The sequence below is a fragment of the Xylanimonas sp. McL0601 genome, from assembly GCF_049852175.1.
Lineage (GTDB): Bacteria > Actinomycetota > Actinomycetes > Actinomycetales > Cellulomonadaceae > Xylanimonas.
Genome location: NZ_CP187527.1, coordinates 345,343 through 361,730, shown reverse-complemented (window position 1 = coordinate 361,730; position 16,388 = coordinate 345,343). Strand labels below are relative to the sequence as shown.

General features: G+C 72.4%; 16 protein-coding genes. 7 read left to right on the top strand and 9 right to left on the bottom strand.

Annotated elements, in window-relative coordinates:
* Complete coding sequence (locus ACO4JP_RS01630) at positions 1-1,119, top strand: FtsX-like permease family protein (protein WP_425955658.1); 1,119 nt, start codon at positions 1-3, stop codon at positions 1,117-1,119.
* Between the two features lie 97 nt (positions 1,120-1,216).
* Here the strand turns inward: ACO4JP_RS01630 and poxB are convergent, their stop codons facing one another.
* Positions 1,217-2,935 (bottom strand): ubiquinone-dependent pyruvate dehydrogenase, encoded by a 1,719-nt coding sequence (poxB, locus tag ACO4JP_RS01625; RefSeq protein WP_425955657.1) that lies wholly within the window; start codon positions 2,933-2,935, stop codon positions 1,217-1,219.
* Between the two features lie 63 nt (positions 2,936-2,998).
* Positions 2,999-3,601: a TetR/AcrR family transcriptional regulator C-terminal ligand-binding domain-containing protein gene (locus tag ACO4JP_RS01620; protein WP_425955656.1), complete on the bottom strand. Its 603-nt coding sequence runs from the start codon at positions 3,599-3,601 to the stop codon at positions 2,999-3,001.
* An 85-nt stretch (positions 3,602-3,686) separates the two neighbouring features.
* Here ACO4JP_RS01620 and ACO4JP_RS01615 point away from each other — a divergent pair, with 85 nt between their 5' ends.
* The gene (locus tag ACO4JP_RS01615) at positions 3,687-4,313 is read left to right on the top strand and encodes a LysE family transporter (RefSeq protein ID WP_425955655.1); all 627 of its coding nucleotides are present in this window, start codon (positions 3,687-3,689) and stop codon (positions 4,311-4,313) included.
* A gap of 160 nt (positions 4,314-4,473) precedes the next feature.
* On the top strand, positions 4,474-5,214 hold the full coding sequence (locus ACO4JP_RS01610; protein ID WP_425955654.1) for a glutamine amidotransferase: 741 nt from the start codon (positions 4,474-4,476) through the stop codon (positions 5,212-5,214).
* A gap of 18 nt (positions 5,215-5,232) precedes the next feature.
* Here ACO4JP_RS01610 and ACO4JP_RS01605 read toward each other — a convergent pair whose 3' ends face one another.
* The 4 genes from ACO4JP_RS01605 to ACO4JP_RS01590 are packed head-to-tail and all read right to left on the bottom strand — an operon-like array spanning position 5,233 to position 8,679.
* A complete protein-coding gene (locus ACO4JP_RS01605) occupies positions 5,233-5,958 on the bottom strand; it encodes an ABC transporter permease (RefSeq protein ID WP_425955653.1) in 726 nt (241 codons plus the stop codon).
* Between the two features lie 3 nt (positions 5,959-5,961).
* Complete coding sequence (locus ACO4JP_RS01600) at positions 5,962-6,873, bottom strand: ABC transporter ATP-binding protein (RefSeq protein WP_425955652.1); 912 nt, start codon at positions 6,871-6,873, stop codon at positions 5,962-5,964.
* On the bottom strand, positions 6,873-7,778 hold the full coding sequence (locus ACO4JP_RS01595; protein WP_425955651.1) for an ABC transporter permease: 906 nt from the start codon (positions 7,776-7,778) through the stop codon (positions 6,873-6,875). Before ACO4JP_RS01595 ends, ACO4JP_RS01600 begins: the two co-directional genes overlap by 1 nt.
* Positions 7,765-8,679 carry an ABC transporter ATP-binding protein gene (locus ACO4JP_RS01590; protein WP_425955650.1) on the bottom strand — a complete coding sequence of 305 codons (915 nt, stop codon included), beginning with the start codon at positions 8,677-8,679 and terminating at the stop codon, positions 7,765-7,767. The genes ACO4JP_RS01595 and ACO4JP_RS01590 overlap by 14 nt, the downstream gene beginning before the upstream one ends.
* Positions 8,680-8,776: 97 nt before the next feature.
* Between ACO4JP_RS01590 and ACO4JP_RS01585 the strand changes: the two genes are divergently transcribed.
* The gene (locus tag ACO4JP_RS01585) at positions 8,777-10,144 is read left to right on the top strand and encodes an NAD(P)-binding protein (RefSeq protein WP_425955649.1); all 1,368 of its coding nucleotides are present in this window, start codon (positions 8,777-8,779) and stop codon (positions 10,142-10,144) included.
* A 12-nt stretch (positions 10,145-10,156) separates the two neighbouring features.
* Here ACO4JP_RS01585 and ACO4JP_RS01580 read toward each other — a convergent pair whose 3' ends face one another.
* The gene (locus ACO4JP_RS01580) at positions 10,157-11,287 is read right to left on the bottom strand and encodes an epoxide hydrolase family protein (RefSeq protein WP_425955648.1); all 1,131 of its coding nucleotides are present in this window, start codon (positions 11,285-11,287) and stop codon (positions 10,157-10,159) included.
* Positions 11,288-11,409: 122 nt separating this feature from the next.
* Between ACO4JP_RS01580 and ACO4JP_RS01575 the strand changes: the two genes are divergently transcribed.
* From ACO4JP_RS01575 to ACO4JP_RS01565, 3 genes are all read left to right on the top strand, one after another.
* Complete coding sequence (locus tag ACO4JP_RS01575; protein ID WP_425955647.1) at positions 11,410-12,366, top strand: helix-turn-helix transcriptional regulator; 957 nt, start codon at positions 11,410-11,412, stop codon at positions 12,364-12,366.
* Between the two features lie 106 nt (positions 12,367-12,472).
* Complete coding sequence (locus ACO4JP_RS01570) at positions 12,473-12,856, top strand: DUF1304 domain-containing protein (RefSeq protein WP_425955646.1); 384 nt, start codon at positions 12,473-12,475, stop codon at positions 12,854-12,856.
* A gap of 48 nt (positions 12,857-12,904) precedes the next feature.
* Complete coding sequence (locus tag ACO4JP_RS01565; RefSeq protein WP_425955645.1) at positions 12,905-13,285, top strand: VOC family protein; 381 nt, start codon at positions 12,905-12,907, stop codon at positions 13,283-13,285.
* Between the two features lie 3 nt (positions 13,286-13,288).
* Here the strand turns inward: ACO4JP_RS01565 and ACO4JP_RS01560 are convergent, their stop codons facing one another.
* The gene (locus ACO4JP_RS01560) at positions 13,289-13,756 is read right to left on the bottom strand and encodes an AAA family ATPase (protein ID WP_425955644.1); all 468 of its coding nucleotides are present in this window, start codon (positions 13,754-13,756) and stop codon (positions 13,289-13,291) included.
* 240 nt (positions 13,757-13,996) lie between these two features.
* Complete coding sequence (locus tag ACO4JP_RS01555; RefSeq protein ID WP_425955643.1) at positions 13,997-16,282, bottom strand: glycoside hydrolase family 3 C-terminal domain-containing protein; 2,286 nt, start codon at positions 16,280-16,282, stop codon at positions 13,997-13,999.
* Positions 16,283-16,388 lie beyond the last annotated feature (106 nt).

The following is a 16,388-nucleotide window of genomic DNA, read 5'->3' as shown; positions in this document are numbered from 1 at the left end:
ATGGCCAACTCGGGTTACCCCCGGCCACGCGCGCTGCTCGTCGACGGTGTCCGCGCAACCCTCGCGCAACCGGTGGCGACGGCGGCGGCGCTTCTCGTGGTCGCGCTGGTCTGCGTCGTCGTGATGGTGACGGCGGGGCGTACCGCGGCGACGGAGCGGCAGGTGCTCTCGACGATCGACCAGACCGGGACGCGGCTGATCACCGTGACGGACGGCTCCGGCAACGCGGGGTTCGCACCCGACTCGGTGGCCGTGGCCGCCGGCGTCCACGGAGTGTCGTGGGCGCTGGGTCTCGGCCCCGCGACCGACGCCGTCGCCGGCAGCGGCCAACGCGCGCCCGCGACTGCCGGGGTGCCCCTGCGCGACTACGTCGGCACGCTGCCCGACGACGTGACCCTCGTCTCCGGCCGGCTGCCGCAGCGCCCAGGCGAGGCGGTCGCCGGGGTCGGCGCCGTGCAGCGTCTCGGGCTGACCGATGGCGCCGGACCGGTCACCGCCGGGCGCGTCCAGGCCACGGTGGTCGGCGTCGTCCACGCTCGCGGCGCTCTCGCGCGTCTGGACGAGACGGTCCTTGTTACCCCCGACCGGGACGTCCCGCTGAGGTATCTCTACGTCACGGCCCGCTCGGCGGTCGAAGTTCCTGCGGTGGCCCAAGCGGTCAAGGCGGCCCTGCACGTCGACCACCCGGAGCGGCTCACCGTGGAGACGTCCGACGCGGCGATGCGCCTCAGAGAGGTCGTCTCCGGGCGGCTGGGCGCAGCATCACGCCAGCTCACCGCGGCGGTCCTCGCGGTGGGCGTCGTCGTTGTCGGTGTGACGATGCTCGGCATGGTCTCGGCACGTCGGCGCGACTTCGGCCGCCGCCGCGCCCTGGGAGCCAGCCGCTCCGTGATCGTGGTGCTCGTGCTCATCCACGCCGGGCTCGCCGCTTGCGCCGGCGCGGTACTCGGCACCGTAGTGGGCAGCACCGTCGTGGCCGTGACCTCGCGAGCCGTCCCCTCGCTCGCCTACGTCATCGCGCTTGCGGCCCTGACGGTGCTCGCCGCCATGGCCGGGTCGGTTCCGCCCGCCCTGCTGGCAGCCCGCCGCGACCCGGTCCGCATCCTGCGCGTGCCGTGAACCACGACCCAGCCACAACGGTTGTGGGACTCTGTGGCTCCGGTGATCGGGCCGGATCACCGGAGCCACAGAGTCCCACAACCGTTCGGTCTCCCGACTAGAAGACCTGGCGGAGGTTCGCCCGTGTCAGGTCCAGCAGCTCGTCGCCGCGCCCCGAGAGCAGCGTCCGCAGCGTGTACAGCGCGAAGCCCTTGGCCTGGTCGAGCTTGATCGACGGGGGGATCGTCAGCTCCTGACGCTCGGTGACGACGTCGACCAGCGCGGGCCCGTCGTACGCGAACGCCTCCGTGAGCGCCTTGCGCAGGTCCTTCGACCGCTCGACGCGGAACGCCTTGAGCCCCGCGGCCTCGGCGATCGCTGCCAGCGACGGGTTCTGAAGGCCCGTGGTGTGCGTGACGAACCCGGCCGACTTCATCTCGAGCTCCACGAAGTTCAGCGACGAGTTGTTGAACACCACCACCTTCACGGGCAGCTTGTTCTGCGTGAGCGTGAGCAGCTCGCCGAGCAGCATCGTGACGCCGCCGTCGCCCGAGAGCGTGACCACCTGCCGCCCGGTCGCGGCCGCGGCCCCGACGGCCTGCGGGACGGCGTTGGCCATCGACCCGTGGATGAACGACCCGATGAGCGACCGCCGCCCGTTCATGCGCAGGTAGCGGGCCGCCCAGATGACCGGCGATCCGACGTCGGGGATGAGCACGGCGTCGTCGGCGGCGAGCTCGTCGATCAGCCGCGCAACATACTGCGGGTGCAGCGGCTGGTCGCCCTTGCGCGGGGTGGCGAGGTCGTCGAGCTTGGTCCGGGTCTTGGCGTAGTGGTCGAGGGCGTCGTCGAGGTGGTTGCGGTCGGTCCTCTGGTCCAGCAGCGGGAGCAGCGCGTCGACGGTGTCGCCGACGTCGCCCACCAGCCCGAGCGTGAGCGGCACGCGCCGGCCCAGGTGCTCGCCGCGCAGGTCGATCTGGATGACCTTCGCCTTCTCGGGCAGGAACGCCCGGTAGGGGAAGTCGGTGCCGAGCATGAGCAGGGTGTCGGCGTTCTCCAGCGCGCGGTAGCCGGACGCGAAGCCGAGCAGGCCCGTCATGCCGACGTCGTACGGGTTGTCGTGCTCGACGAACTCCTTGGAGCGCAGCGTGTGGACCACGGGCGCGGCCAGCTTGCCGGCCAGCGCGACCACCTGGTCGTGCGCGTGCTGAGCGCCCGCGCCGGCGAGGATCGTCACCCGCTTGGCCTGCTTGAGCAGGGCCGCGGCCTCGCCGAGCTCCTCCTGCGACGGCAGGATGCGCGGCTTGGTGGCCCGGATCGGGGTCACCGTCGTGTCCTCGGCCTCGGCCAGCGCGATGTCGCCCGGGATGACGACGACGGCGACGCCGCGCTTCTCGAGCGCCGTCTGGATCGCGGTGTTGAGGATGCGCGGCATCTGGCTCGGGGAGGCGACGTACTCGGTGTAGACGGAGGCCTCGCGGAAGAGCTCCTGCGGGTGCGTCTCCTGGAAGTAGCCGCTGCCGATCTCCGCCGTCGGGATGTGGGCGGCGATCGCCAGCACGGGGACGCGCGAGCGCTGGGCGTCGAACAGCCCGTTGATGAGGTGCAGGTTGCCGGGGCCTGCGCTGCCGACGGCGACGGCGATCTTCCCGGTCAGGGCGGCCTCGGCGCCGGCCGCGAAGGCGGCGGCCTCCTCGTGGCGCACGTGCACCCAGTCGATGCCGGAGCCGCGCAGCGCGTCGGTGAAGCCGTTGAGGGAGTCGCCCGGGATGCCGTAGACGCGCTTCACGCCGGCGGCGACGAGGGTGTCGACCATGTTCTTGGCGACGGTGGCCATTTTGTCCTTCTTCGTGGGTGGACGGGTGTGACGTTGCTTGTGGCGGGTGTCGAGGGGAGCGGCTCAGCGCGCGGAGATCGCCGGCCAGACGAGGTCGCAGACCTGCCCGGCGAGATCGCTGTCGAGGGGTGCATGGCCCCACACGAGCCGGTGGTAGACGGGGGCGAACAGCGCGTCGACGACGAGCTCGACGTCGACGTCCGCGCGGAGCTCGCCCTGGGCGACGCCCCGCGCGAGGTGGTGGGCGGCGCGCTCGCGGCGCGGGTCCATCCACCGCTCGAGCAGCGCGTTCGCCAGCCGTTCGTCGCTCGCCGCGGCGGCGAGCAGCTGCCGCAGCAGCGCACCGGCCGGCGTCTCGCGCAGCAGCCTGACCAGCGCGCCGACCTGCAGGGTCAGCGCGTCGCGGACGGGCAGCGAGTCGTCGAACTCGATGCTCTCGTGGAACCTCTCGAGCAGGCCCTCCGCGAGCACCGCGGACGCCGAGGGCCACCACTTGTAGATCGTGGTGCGCGAGACGCCCGCTCGCGCGGCGACCGCGTCGACGGTCGGCACGCGGGACTCTGCGAGGGCGAGGTCCGCGGCGGCGTCGAGGATCGCCAGCCGCGCGCTCTCCGAGCGCGGCCGGCCGGCTCGCGGAGCCTGGCTATTACTGGACACGTTGTTCACAATACGCCTAGAGGGCGCCCGTGGGCCCGATGTGCGCGACCTCACAAGAGCGACCGCGAGCCACGCGCGCCTTAGGCTGCTCGCCGTGTCGCTCTCGCTCTGGTTGGCCCTCGTCGCCACGGGCGCCCTCATCTCCCTGACGCCAGGCGCCGGCGCCATCAACACCATGGCGAACTCGCTGGCCTCCGGATGGCTCCGTTCGATCTGGGGCATCCTCGGGCAGCAGCTCGCGCTGCTCGTGCACATCGCGATCGTGGCCGCCGGGGTCGGGGTGCTCGTCGCCCGTACGCCCCTGCTGTTCGACACCATCCGGTACGTCGGAGCCGCCTACCTGGTCTACCTCGGCGTGCGACTGCTCCGGTCACGCTCCGTGGCGGGGCCGGCGGACGTCGTCGGGCCCGTGGTGCGCGAGCCGGCGTGGGCGATGTTCCGGCGCGGACTGCTGGTCAACCTGACCAACCCCAAGGCGATCGTGTTCTTCCTCGCCTTCGTGCCGCAGTTCGTCCGGCCCGCCCGGCCGCTGCTGCCGCAGTACGCCGTCCTGACCGCGACCGTCGTCGTCATCGACGTCGCCGTCATGTGGTTCTTCTTCGCGACGGCGGCCCGCGGGCTCCGCCGGCTGACCGCGCGGGAGTCCGCGCAGCGGGTGGTCAACCGGGTGTTCGGCGGGCTGTTCGTCGGCGTCGGGGTGCTGCTGGCCGCCGTGCACTGACGGGCGACCTCGGGCTGCGGTTGCAGCCCTCCGCCGACCCCTGCACTGTGGACGCGTAGGCCTGGGCGCCCTGCAGTCCGGGCCTACCACCTTGTCCCGCCCACCCTGTCCCGCCCACCCTGTCCCACCCACCCTGTCCCGTGCTGATGCCGGTGCCGCCATGAAGCCGTTCCTTCTGCTCGCCACCCGCGCGCAGGACCTCGCCGCCGACGGCGAGCACCGCGCGGTGCTGCACTACGGCGGCCTCGACGCCGACGAGCTGCACCGGGTGCGGCTCGAGCGCGAGCCGATGCCTCCGCTCGCCCTCGACGACTACTCGGGGATCATCGTCGGCGGCGGCCCGTTCAACGCCTCGGACCCGGCCGACGACAAGTCGGCGGAGCAGCGGCGGGTCGAGGAGGAGTTCGCGGCGTTGCTCGACGAGGTCGTCGACCGCGACTTCCCGTTCCTCGGCATGTGCTACGGCGTCGGGACCCTCGGTGCGCACGAGGGCGCCGTCGTCGACCGGACCTACGGCGAGCGCGTCGGTCCCGTCACGATCGAGCTCACGCCCGAGGGGCTCGTCGATCCGCTCCTGGCCGGTGTCCCGCCCCGCTTCGACGCCCTGGTCGGGCACAAGGAAGCGGTGCGCGAGCTGCCCGCGGACGCCGTGCGGCTGGCGTCGTCGGCGGACTGCCCGGTGCAGATGTTCCGCGTCCGGAACAACCTCTACGCCACGCAGTTCCACCCGGAGCTCGATCACGCGGGCGTGCGCGAGCGCATCGACATCTACCGCGACTTCGGGTACTTCGCGCCGGCCGAGTACGAGGAGACGGTCGCGTGGGCGACCTCGCGCGAGATCGTGCACCCGCACCGCATCCTGCGCGCGTTCGTCGAGCGGTACGCGGTGCCGACGGCGTAGCGCGACGGCGTAGCGGGCTCAGTCCTCCGAGGCCAGCGTCAGCACGCGCAGCCGGCTGCCCGCGTACCACGTCGCTGCCGCGAACCCGCCGAGGATGAGCGTCCACGCGACGCCCAGCCCGACGTCGGCCGTGACCAGGCCTGGCGGGGCGATGGACTCCGTGACGGAGAGCGCCCACTGCTGCACGCTGAGGTTGCGAGCGCCCGGCACGAAGCTGCCGACCAGGCTCTCCCACACCAGCGCGTACACCAGCCCGATGATCACGGCGTGCCGGGTGACGACCGCCAGCAGCACGAAGAGCACCGCGTAGAGCGCCCCGGCCGCGAGCGCGCCGACGCCGAACGCGAGGACGGCGCGCCCGCCGGAGCCCAGGATGGCGGCGGCGAGCATCGTCGGGACCACCGCGAAGCCGATGACGGCGGCGATCGCGACGGCGAGCTTGCTCTGCACGATCGTGTGCCGGGAGATCGGCTTGGACAGCAGGTGGATGATCGACCCGTCGTCGATCTCCGGGCCGATGACCCCGGTCCCGACGATCAGGCCGAACAGCGGCAGGAACGTGCCGAAGGCGATGCCCTGGACGAGCATCGCGGCGTCGGTCTCGGAGACGGGGACGAGGGCCCGGGTCAGGACCGCGATGCCGACGAGCACGAGGGCCAGGGCGACGAGCAGCCACAGGCGCCTGCCGCCGAGGACGCCGCGGGCGGTGAGCCGGATGATCGTGCCGTTCACGACGGATGACACCTCTCAGGTGGTGACGAGGTAGGAGAACACGCTCTCCAACGACTCGTCGGCGGGCGAGACCTCGTACAGGCGGACGTTCGCGTCCCGCGCGACGCGGGGCAGCAGCTCGGCGAAGCGGAGGAACTCCGTGGCCTGGACACGCAGGGTCGTGCCGTCGAGGCTGACTCCCGCGGTCGAGCCGTCCGACACGAGCGCGGCGGCGAGCGCGCGGTTGTCGCTCGACGTGATCGTGTACTGGTGGGGGCGGTCGGTCATGAGGCGGCGGATCTCGCGGTAGTCGCCCGACGCGGCGTGCCGGCCGGCGACGACGACCTCGATCTGGTGGGCGAGCTGCTCGACCTCTTCGAGGATGTGGGAGCTGAACAGCACGGTCCGGCCTGCGGCACCCATGGCGCGCAGCAGCGCGATGAGGTGCAGGCGCTGCCGGGGGTCCATGCCGTTGAACGGCTCGTCGAGCAGCAGCACGGCGGGGTCGTGCACGAGGGCAGCCGCCATCTTGATGCGCTGCTTCATGCCCTTGGAGTACTCGCCGACCTTGCGGTCCTTGGCGTGGTCCATCTCGACGGTGGCGATGGCGCGGTCGGCGGCGGCTCCGGGGTCCGCCAGCCCGTGCAGCTCGGCGCTGGCGAGGGCGAGCTGGCGGCCGGTGAGGAAGTCGTAGGTGGCCTCGCGCTCGGGGACGAGGCCGATCGTGCGGTAGACGCCCTGGTTCTTCCAGATCGTGGCGTCGTCGAGCGTCACCGTCCCGGCCGACGGCGGGAGGAAGCCGGCGAGCATGTGGATGAGCGTGGACTTGCCCGCCCCGTTGGGGCCGAGCAGCCCCGTGATGCCCGGGCCGATCGTCATGGTGACGTCGTTGACGGCCACGACGTTGCCGTACCACCGCGAGCAGGCAGTGACCTCGAGCGTGGCCATCAGATCTTCACCTTCCGGTAGCGCCGGACCAGCGCCCAGTAGCAGACGACGACGAGCAGGAGCAGGACGACGAGGAAGACGAGCCCGGCGGTGTCGCTCGGCGGCCCGGCGGGCGACGACGGCTCGGCGCCGAAGGCCCAGACCTGCACACCGTCGACGAGCGTCATCGGGGAGAAGAGCCCGATCCAGCCGGCGGACGACGAGTTGGCGGAACCGGAGGCGACCAGGGCCTCGAGGCTCGTGACGGTCGCGTAGGTGAAGACGAGCGCCGTGATGATGCCCGCGATCCCGAACCCGCGCCGGGAGGTCAAGGACGCGATGAGCAGCGAGACGCAGGCCAGGACGACGGCGAACATCACCGCCCCGCCGAGACCCTTGAGGAAGCCCACGGTCTGGGTCCCGGCGTCGAACTCCGCCGCGAGCGCGCCCAGGTACATGACCAGGAGGGGGACCGCGATCAGGAGGAAGACGGCGGTCGCCAGGGCGGCGAGCTTGGCGCGGACGTAGTCGACGCGTTCGAGCGGTCGCGACAGGTAGAGCGGCAGGGTGTGGAACCGCAGGTCGAGCGAGACGGCCTGGGGCGCCGCGACGGCGACGAAGATCGCGATGGCCGCCTGGGTCACCATGGCGAACCGTGTGTAGGGCAGCACCGGCTCGGTGAGCCCGCCCTGGCTGGCGCCGACGACGGAGATGACGGCGAGGATGACCGCGGGCAGCAGCATCACGATCACCATGCCGAAGGGGACGACCTTCGACTTGGCGGCTCGCCCGAGCCCGAAGATCCCGCGCAGGGTGTGCGTGTAGAGCCCGAAGCCGATGCGTCGGCGGCTCAGCCGGGTGCCGCCGTAGCCGCGGTACCCGATGTCGTGGATGACGCCGGTGGGTGCCGGCTCAGACTGCGACATCGGCGGCCTGCCCTTCGAAGACCTCGGAGATGTGGTGGCGGCGCAGCTCGAGGCGGACGAGGCCGGCACCCTGGTCCGCGACGACGTCGCGGACCAGGTCGTACGTCTCGTCGCCGGCGAGCTCGACCAGCAGCACCAGCCCGTCCCTCGTGACCTGCAGCCCGGCGGCCGTCATGGCCGCGGCGGCGGCAGCCGGGTCGGTGGTGACCTCGACGGCGAGCTGGGCGCTCGCCTGCGTGAAGTCGGCGACGGACGACGAGCGCAGCAGCACCCCGCCGTCGACGACGACGACGTGGTCGCAGATGCGCTCGAGCTCGCCGAGCAGGTGCGAGGTCACGAGCACGGAGATGCCGAAGTCGTCGTAGATGCGCCTGACCAGGCCGAGCATCTCGTCGCGCCCGACCGGGTCGAGGCCGTTGGTGGGCTCGTCGAGGAAGACGACGTCGGGGTCGTGCACGAGCGCCTGGGCGAGCTTGACGCGCTGCTTCATGCCGGTCGAGTAGCCGCCGATGGGCCGGTACCGCTCCTCGTACAGTCCGACGTGACGGAGCGTGTCGGCGGTCCGCTCGCGCGCGGCGTCCGGCGGAAGGCCGGACATCCGCGCGAGGTGGACGACGAGCTCGGTCGCCGAGATGTCGGCGGGCAGGCAGTCGTGCTCGGGCATGTAGCCGACCCGGGCGCGCAGCGCCGCCCCCTCGTCGTGGACGTCGTGGCCCAGCACCGTGGCGCTGCCCGACGTCGACTCGGTGAGGCCGAGCAGGACCTTGATGAGGGTCGACTTCCCGGCACCGTTGGCGCCGACCAGGCCGGTGACGCCCTCGCCGATCTCGACCGTGAGCTGGTCGAGCGCGGTGACCCTCGGGTAGCGCTTGGTAAGTCGATCCGTGGCGATGACGGGCACGGCACGAACCTAGCCGTCCAGGTCGGTCACGAGAACACCCCGACGTGGGGTTTCGGGGTTGATTCAGGGCTCTTCTCAGGGTTGGTAACTTGGGCGGGTGACGCGCGCCATCGAGGCGGACTACCTGGTGGTCGGCGCCGGTGCCGCGGGGATGGCGTTCACCGACGCGCTGATCCAGCACGCCGACGTGCGCGTCGCCCTCGTCGACCGCCGCCACGCCGTCGGCGGGCACTGGCTCGGGGCCTACCCCTTCGTCCGCCTGCACCAGGCCTCCGCCTTCTACGGTGTCGCCTCCTCCGTGCTCGGCGGCGAGATCCAGCAGGAGGGCCCCGAGCAAGGGCTCTACGAGCGGGCGTCCCAGCCGGAGATCTGCGACTACTACGAGCGTGTGCTCGACGCGATGCTGACGTCGGGCAAGGTCACGTTCTACGGAAGCAGCGAGCACGCCGACGGCGCCGTCGTCTCCCACCTCTCCGGCGAGCGGCTCGGCGTCCCGCCGGAGTGCAGGGTGGTCGACGCCACGTACCTCGCGCCGACGATCCCCGCGGAGACGCCGCCCCCGTTCGGCGTCGACCGGGACGCCCGGGTCGTCCCCGTCAACGACCTGGTCCGCCTGGACTCGGCGCCGAGCCGGTACGTCATCGCCGGCTCCGGCAAGACGGCGACCGACGCGATCGTCTGGCTGCTCACGAACGGCGTCGATCCCGACGCGATCTGCTGGGTTCGCCCGCGCGACCCCTGGATGTTCGACCGTGCCGTCGTGCAGCCCGATCCCGCCGTCTTTCTCGGCATGGCTGCGGACGTCATGGAGTCCGCCGCTCGGGCGGCCTCGCTGGACGACCTCTTCCTGCGGCTCGAGGACGCGGGGGTGATGATCCGCATCGACCGCGCCGTGACGCCGACCATGGCGAAGACACCGACCCTCGCCACCTGGGAGCTCGAGCTCCTCCGGTCGGTCGAGAACGTCGTCCGGCGTGGCCACCTCGACTCCGTCTCCCGGGGAACGCTGACATTCGCTGACGGGTCGGTGGCGGTCGCCGACGACGCCGTCGTCGTGCACTGCGCGGCCGACGGCCTGAGGCAGCCGCCGCTCGTGCCCGTCTGGCGGCCGGAGGCGATCACTCTGCAACCCATCCGCGCCGGGTTCCCCTGCTTCGGCGCCGCGCTCGTGGGATACGTCGAGGCGACCCGTCGCGACGACGACGTCAAGAACCGGCTGTGCCCGCCGTCGCCCTACGGCAACTCCCGGGTGGACTGGGCGCGGATGACCGTGCTCGGCACGCGAGCCTCCCAGTCGTTCACCGCGGAGCCCGACATCAAGGCCTGGTCGAACGAGGTGGCCCTCAACCCCGCGCGGATCCCGCCGGGGCATCCGGGTTCCGCCGCGCTGGATCTCGCGCTCGAACGGCTGGGCGCGTCCACCGGACAGGGACTGGCTCGGCTCGCCGCGCTCGCGAGTCCGTAGAGGTTCTCCTCCTCAGGCGCCCGCGAAGAACGTCCGCAGGTCCGCCACCACGTCCTCGGGCACCTCGAGCGCCGCGTAGTGGCCGCCGTGGTCGAACTCGGACCAGTGGACGATGTTGGCGTTGTCCCGTTCGGCCAGCGAGCGGATCGTCTTGAAGTCGTCCTGGAAGACGGCGACGCCGAGGCGCCCGGTGCTCCGGACCGGCTGGGCGCCCGCGTGCAGGCCCTCGTAGTGGTAGCGGACGGCGGTCGCGGCGGTGTTCGTGAGCCAGTAGAGCGTGACCTGGGCGAGCACCTGTTCGGGGGTGACGAGGGCAGTGCCGTTGCCGAAGCTCTCGAACAGCTCGCTGTACGCGAGCCACGCCACCGGCGAGTCCGCGAAGCCGGCGGCGACGGTCTGCGGGCGCGAGCCGTTCATGGCGTTGTACCCGCCCACGTTCTGGAACCACTGCAGGTGCTCCAGCGCCGCGAACTCCTTGGGGCCGAAGCCGTCCATCTCGCCGGGCGCACCGCTCGGGAACGAGAAGAGCTGCAGCACGTGGGAGCCGAGGAAGCCGTCGGGGTTCTGGACGGCGAGCTCGCGGGAGATCATCGCGCCGCCGTCGCTCCCGTGGGCGCCGTAGGAGTCGTAGCCGAGCCTGCGCATGAGCGTGTCGAACACGCCGGCCACCCGCTCCATGGTCCAGCCACCACCGCTCAACGGGGTGCTGAAGCCGAACCCCGGCGTCGAGGGCACGACGACGTGGAAGGCGTCCTCGGCGCGACCGCCGTGGGCGACGGGATCGGTGAGCGGACCGATGAGCTCGAAGAACTCCATGAACGAGCCCGGGTACGTGTGCGAGAGAAGCAGGGCTCGCGCACCCGGCTCGGGCGAGCGCACATGGACGAAGTGGACGGACTGGCCGTCGATCTCCGTGACGAAGTTCGGGAACGCGTTGATGCGCGCCTCCTGGGTACGCCAGTCGAAGGCCTTCCAGCGCTCGACCATGTCGCGCAGGTAGGACACGGGCGTGCCGTAGTCCCAGGAGTCGCCGGGGGCCGGGGGTGCGTAGCGGGTGTTCTCGAGCCTGCGCTGCAGGTCGTCGAGGTCGGCCTGCGGGATCTCGATCGTGAGGGGACGGATGTCGGTCGCGGTGCTGGTCATCGTTGCCTCCTGGCGGAGTGGCGTGGACGGGGAGCCCGTTTGACATCTCTGACGGTAGACGCGGTTCAGGAACAAATCTTTCCTTTATTCTGAAGGTGTTCCGGCGATGTGGGAGGGACGAGATGGCGACGACCTCAGCCCGGCTGCTCACCGCCCTAGGGCTGCTCCAGTCCCGGGCCGACTGGTCCGGCTCGGAGCTCGCGCAGCGGCTGGGCGTCACCGACCGCACCGTGCGCAACGACATCGCCCGGCTGCGCGAGCTCGGCTACCCGGTCAGCGCCGTGCGCGGCCCAGGCGGCCGCTATCGGCTCGGCGCCGGCGCCGTGCTGCCACCGCTCCTGCTCGACGACGAGGAGGCGGTCGCGGTCGCCGTCGGGCTCCGGGTCACCACCGGGATGAAGGGCTTCGAGGAGAGCGGGAGCCGGGCGCTGTCCAAGCTCGAGCAGGTCATGCCGCACCGGATCCGGCGACGGCTCGAGGCGCTGCGCACCGCGACGAGCGCGGGACCGGCCAACACGGACTCCAACATCGACGACCCCGTGGTCGAGCCCGGGCTGCTGATCGAGATCGCCGCCGCGATCCGGGACAGCCAGAGGCTCCGCTGCGACTACGGCGACAGCAGGCTCGAGGTCGAGCCGTACCACCTCGTCGCGTGGCAGCGGCGCTGGTACCTCGTCGCTCGCGACGTCGCGTCGGGCGAGTGGGCGCCGCTGCGGGTCGACTGGCTGCGCCTCAGGCACCCCGGCGGCCGGCGGTTCTCCCCGGTGCGGCCACCGGGCGACCTCACCGAGTTCGTGGCCCGGGAGGTGGCGCGATCGGGTTGGTCGGTGCACGCGCGGCTCGTCATCGACGCCCCCCGCGACGAGGTCGTGGCGCGCATCAACCCCGCGGTCGGCACGGTAGAGCCGCTCGACGACGGCCGCTGCGTCCTGGTGACCGGCGGCGACACCCTCGAGATCGTCGCGGTGTGGATCAGCATGCTCGGGCTCGACTTCGTGGTCGAGGAGCCGCCTGAGCTCGTCGAGCACCTGCGCGAGCTCGCCGACAGGTACGCGCGGGCGGTCGACGGCTCCGTCTAGCGTTCGTGCGTGTCCGGTGGCGGCCGGCGCTCGGGCGTGTCCGGTGGCGGCCGGCGCTCGGGCGTGTCCGGTGGCGGCCCGCGCCTGGCACGGCGACGATCGCAGCGTGCTCGCCGTCGCCGGCGTCGCCGCCCTGGTGGCCGCGCTGATCCACGTCTACATCTTCGTGCTCGAGACCCTGCGCTGGGAGCACCCAGCCACGCGCCGCGTGTTCGGCACCACGCCCGAGGAGGCCGCGACCACGCGCCCCCTCGCGGCGAACCAGGGTGTGTACAACCTGCTGCTGGCGATCGTCACCGCCGTCGGCGTCGCCCTGGTGTCGTCGCGGCACGACGCCGGTGCGGCGCTCATGCTGGCCGGCACCGGCTCGATGGTGGTTGCCGCGACCTACCTCGTCTCGACCGACCGGACCAAGGCGCGCGCGGCCCTCGTCCAGGGCACGGCGCCGCTGGTCGCCGTCGTCGCCACGGTGGTGTGGCTCGCGGGCTGAGCCCTGACGCATGTGCCCGGACGCGCCGGGCTCCGTTACGGTGGTGCGATGCTGCAGATCAGCGACGTGACCTACCTGGTGCGCGACATCGACGAGGCGATCGCGTTCTTCGTCGACGCCCTCGGGTTCGAGATCCGGTCCGACGAGGACACCGGGCCTGGGCGCCGCCGCGTCGTCGTCGGGCCCGACGGCGGTGGGCCGGGGCTTGTGCTCAAGCCCGGGACGGCGTCCGACGTCGTCGGGCGGCAGGCCGGGGGCGGCGTCGCATTCTTCCTCCGGACGGACGACTTCGCCGCCGTGCACGCGCGCCTGGCCGCGCACGGCGTGACGTTCCGCGAGGAGCCGCGGCACGAGCCGTACGGGACAGTCGTGGTCTTCGAGGACCTGTACGGGCAGCCCTGGGACCTCATCGAGCCGCCGGCGGAGTGAGGCCTACTGCTCGCCCAGCACGGTGAGCGGACCCTCGTCCGGGGTGGGCGGCTCGAAGTGGTCGAAGTACAGCGCAGCCGTCCCGGCGTCGAGCTGGACGGCGTTGGCGGAGGCTCCGTCGCGGCCCGCGACGCGGCTGAGCACCACGTCGCGCGGCGTCGCGAGGTAGACCGTCTCGGGCACCACGTCGAACGGCGCGAGGAGCTCGCGGTACGTGGCCCGCATGCGCCGCGACCAGAACGAGAGGTCGAGCACGACGTCCGAGCCCGCCTCGACAAGCTCGACCAGGCGGTCCTGGACGCCTTGCTCGAACGCCCGCCGCACCGGTTCCGGCAGCGGCTGCTCGCGGTGGCCCGCCGCCCACGCCGCCTCGTCGATCGACAGCCGGACGAAGCCCTCGGCCTCGAGGTCATGGGCGTAGGTCGACTTCCCCGAACCGGCGGGGCCGCACATGAAGACGACGCGGGGCACGCCCCGACCCTAGCGGGCGACGTAGGCGAAACCGAGCGCCGCGGCGGCGACCGCCAGCACGAGGAGCACCACCGCGGGGGCCGGGATCTCGCGGCGTCGCGCGTGCACGGCCGTCCGGTCCGCCGCGGCCTACGCGGGCGACGTCGTACCCCCGGGCCGTGAGGTCCTCGACGAGGCGGGGTCCGATGAACCCGTTCCAGCCTGCGACGACGGCACGAGGGCGGGCGCTCATGGAATCGCTCACGACACCCCGAGCCGGAACGCAGCCTCCGCCTGGGCCGCGAGCGTCTCGAGCTCCGCCTCCGGGAGCGGCGAGCCGGGGAACCGGGCGATGCGGCGCATGGGCATCGCCCGCAGCATGACGCCCGTCTCGGGCGAGAAGAACAGCTCCGCGGTCACCGGGTCGGACTCGAGATGCGCGCGCAGCCCCGCACCGGCGACCGGGTGCGCGAGCCATGCCTCGACCGTGGAGTCGGCCGTCAGGACGGGGACGACGACCTCGCCGGCGAGCTCGACGTCGGCGGCCAGACGCACGTCGCGCGCGGACGCCCCGACCCGGATGCCGAAGCGCCCCGGCTCGACGACCCAGCGCGACGCCTCCGGGTGCCAGAACTGGAAAGCCCGCGCGCCGAGCTCGATCTCGACGCGCTGCGACACGCCTGCGTCGAGCTCGACGACGGTGAACCCGCCGAGCTCCTGCGCGGGCCGGAACACGCTCGCCTCGGGGTCCGTCACGTAGACCTGCACGACCTCGTGCCCAGCCCGCTCCCCCGTGTTGGTCACCGTGAGGGCGACGCGCACGCGCGGTGCGGCGCCGTCGTCGAGCACGTCCAGGGTGAGGTCGGCGTAGGCGAAGGTCGTGTACGACAGGCCGTGCCCGAACGGGTAGGCGACCTCGAGGTCGCGCGTGTCGTACCAGCGGTACCCGATGAGCAGCCCCTCGCCGTAGCGCACATGGCCCGCCTCGCCGGGGAAGTTGCCGAGCGCGGGGTTGTCCTCGTAGCGCAGCGGGAACGTCTCCGCGAGCCGGCCCGACGGGTTCGCGCGGCCGAGGAGCAGGTCGGCGATGGCCCCGCCGCCCGCCTGGCCGAGCAGCCAGGTCTCGAGGATCGCCGCGGCACGGTCGCGCCAGGGCGCGACCTCGACGACGGAGCCGTTGCTGAGCACGACGGCGACGCGGTCGTTGACGTCGGCGAGCGCCTCGAGCAGCGCGACCTGCTGCGGCGGCAGCTGCATGTGGGCGCGGTCGAAGCCCTCCGACTCGTACGCGTCGGGCAGCCCGAGGAACAGCACGACGACGGAGGCTTCGCGCGCGAGCGCCACGGCCTCGTCCCGCAGGGCCGACGTCGTCGCTGCGGGCGCGTCGTCGTCGATCGCGTAGCCGGCGGCGAAGGTGAGCCTGCTGCCGAGGGCTTCCTGGAGGGCGGGGAGGGCGGCGTCGACCCGGGTCGGGGTGACCTGCGACGAGCCGCCGCCCTGGAAGCGCGGCGTGCGGGCGAGCTCGCCGACGACGGCGACAGTGCCGGTCGCGGCGTCGAGCGGCAGGATGCCGTCGTTCTTCAGCAACACGGCCGAGCGGGTCGCGGCCTCGCGCGCGAGCCCGTGGTGGGCGTCGAGGTCGGCGGTGCCAGGGTCCGCGAGCGCCGGCCGCGACCGCGCGACGAGCTCGAGCACGCGGGTGACGGCGCGGTCGACGTCGGTCTCGGAGAGCTCGCCCGAGCGGACGGCGTCGAGCACGCGCTGCGTACCGAAGCCGTTCGACGACGGCATCTCCAGGTCGAGCCCGGCGTGCACGGCCTTCTCGCGGTCGTAGACCGCGCCCCAGTCGGAGACGACGAGGCCCTCGAAGCCCCACTCGTCGCGCAGGACGTCGGTCAGCAGCCATCGGTTCTGCGACGCGAAGACGCCGTTGATGCGGTTGTAGGAGCACATGACCGTCCACGGCTGCGCCTCGGTGACGACCTGCTCGAACGCCGGGAGGTAGATCTCGCGCAGCGTCCGCTCGTCGACGTCGGCGGACACGCTCATGCGGTCCGTCTCCTGGTTGTTGGCGGCGAAGTGCTTGAGCGAGGTGCCGACGCCCTGGCTCTGCACACCCCGGACGAACGCCGCCCCGACCGTGCCGGCGAGCCGCGGGTCCTCGGAGAAGTACTCGAAGTTGCGCCCGCACAGCGGGGAACGCTTCATGTTGACGCCCGGGCCGAGCACGACGGAGACGCCCTTGGCCCGCGCCTCCGCGCCGATCGCGACGCCCACCCGTCCTACCAGCTCGACGTCCCAGGTGGAGGCGAGCGCGGCGGCTGGCGGGAACGCGACGGAGGGGTCGGCGGCGAGCATGCCGACGTGGTCGCCCGACTCCGGCTGGCTGCGCAGGCCGTGCGGGCCGTCGGACAGCCACACCTTGCCGATGCCGACGCGCTCGACCGGGGTGGTGCGCCAGAGGTCGGAGCCGTCGAGCAGGGCGGCCTTCTCCTCGAGCGTGAGCTGGGCGAGGAGAGCGGCGACTTCGGTGGCGGTGCTCGTCATCTTCGGGACTCCGGTGTCCGGGGCGGCCCTCGGTGGCCGCGTCCGGAGCGACATTACCGACGTGCCCGCCGCCTCGTCAGGCTGGGTCTGGCGGGCAGGCCCTCCG

Coding starts and splice junctions, on each gene's coding strand:
- ACO4JP_RS01630 (WP_425955658.1), top strand. CDS start 1: ATGGCCAACTCGGGTTACCCCCGGCCACGCGCGCTGCTCGTCGACGGT.
- poxB (WP_425955657.1), bottom strand. CDS start 2,935: ATGGCCACCGTCGCCAAGAACATGGTCGACACCCTCGTCGCCGCCGGC.
- ACO4JP_RS01610 (WP_425955654.1), top strand. CDS start 4,474: ATGAAGCCGTTCCTTCTGCTCGCCACCCGCGCGCAGGACCTCGCCGCC.
- ACO4JP_RS01600 (WP_425955652.1), bottom strand. CDS start 6,873: ATGGCCACGCTCGAGGTCACTGCCTGCTCGCGGTGGTACGGCAACGTC.
- ACO4JP_RS01595 (WP_425955651.1), bottom strand. CDS start 7,778: ATGTCGCAGTCTGAGCCGGCACCCACCGGCGTCATCCACGACATCGGG.
- ACO4JP_RS01580 (WP_425955648.1), bottom strand. CDS start 11,287: ATGACCAGCACCGCGACCGACATCCGTCCCCTCACGATCGAGATCCCG.
- ACO4JP_RS01575 (WP_425955647.1), top strand. CDS start 11,410: ATGGCGACGACCTCAGCCCGGCTGCTCACCGCCCTAGGGCTGCTCCAG.
- ACO4JP_RS01565 (WP_425955645.1), top strand. CDS start 12,905: ATGCTGCAGATCAGCGACGTGACCTACCTGGTGCGCGACATCGACGAG.
- ACO4JP_RS01555 (WP_425955643.1), bottom strand. CDS start 16,282: ATGACGAGCACCGCCACCGAAGTCGCCGCTCTCCTCGCCCAGCTCACG.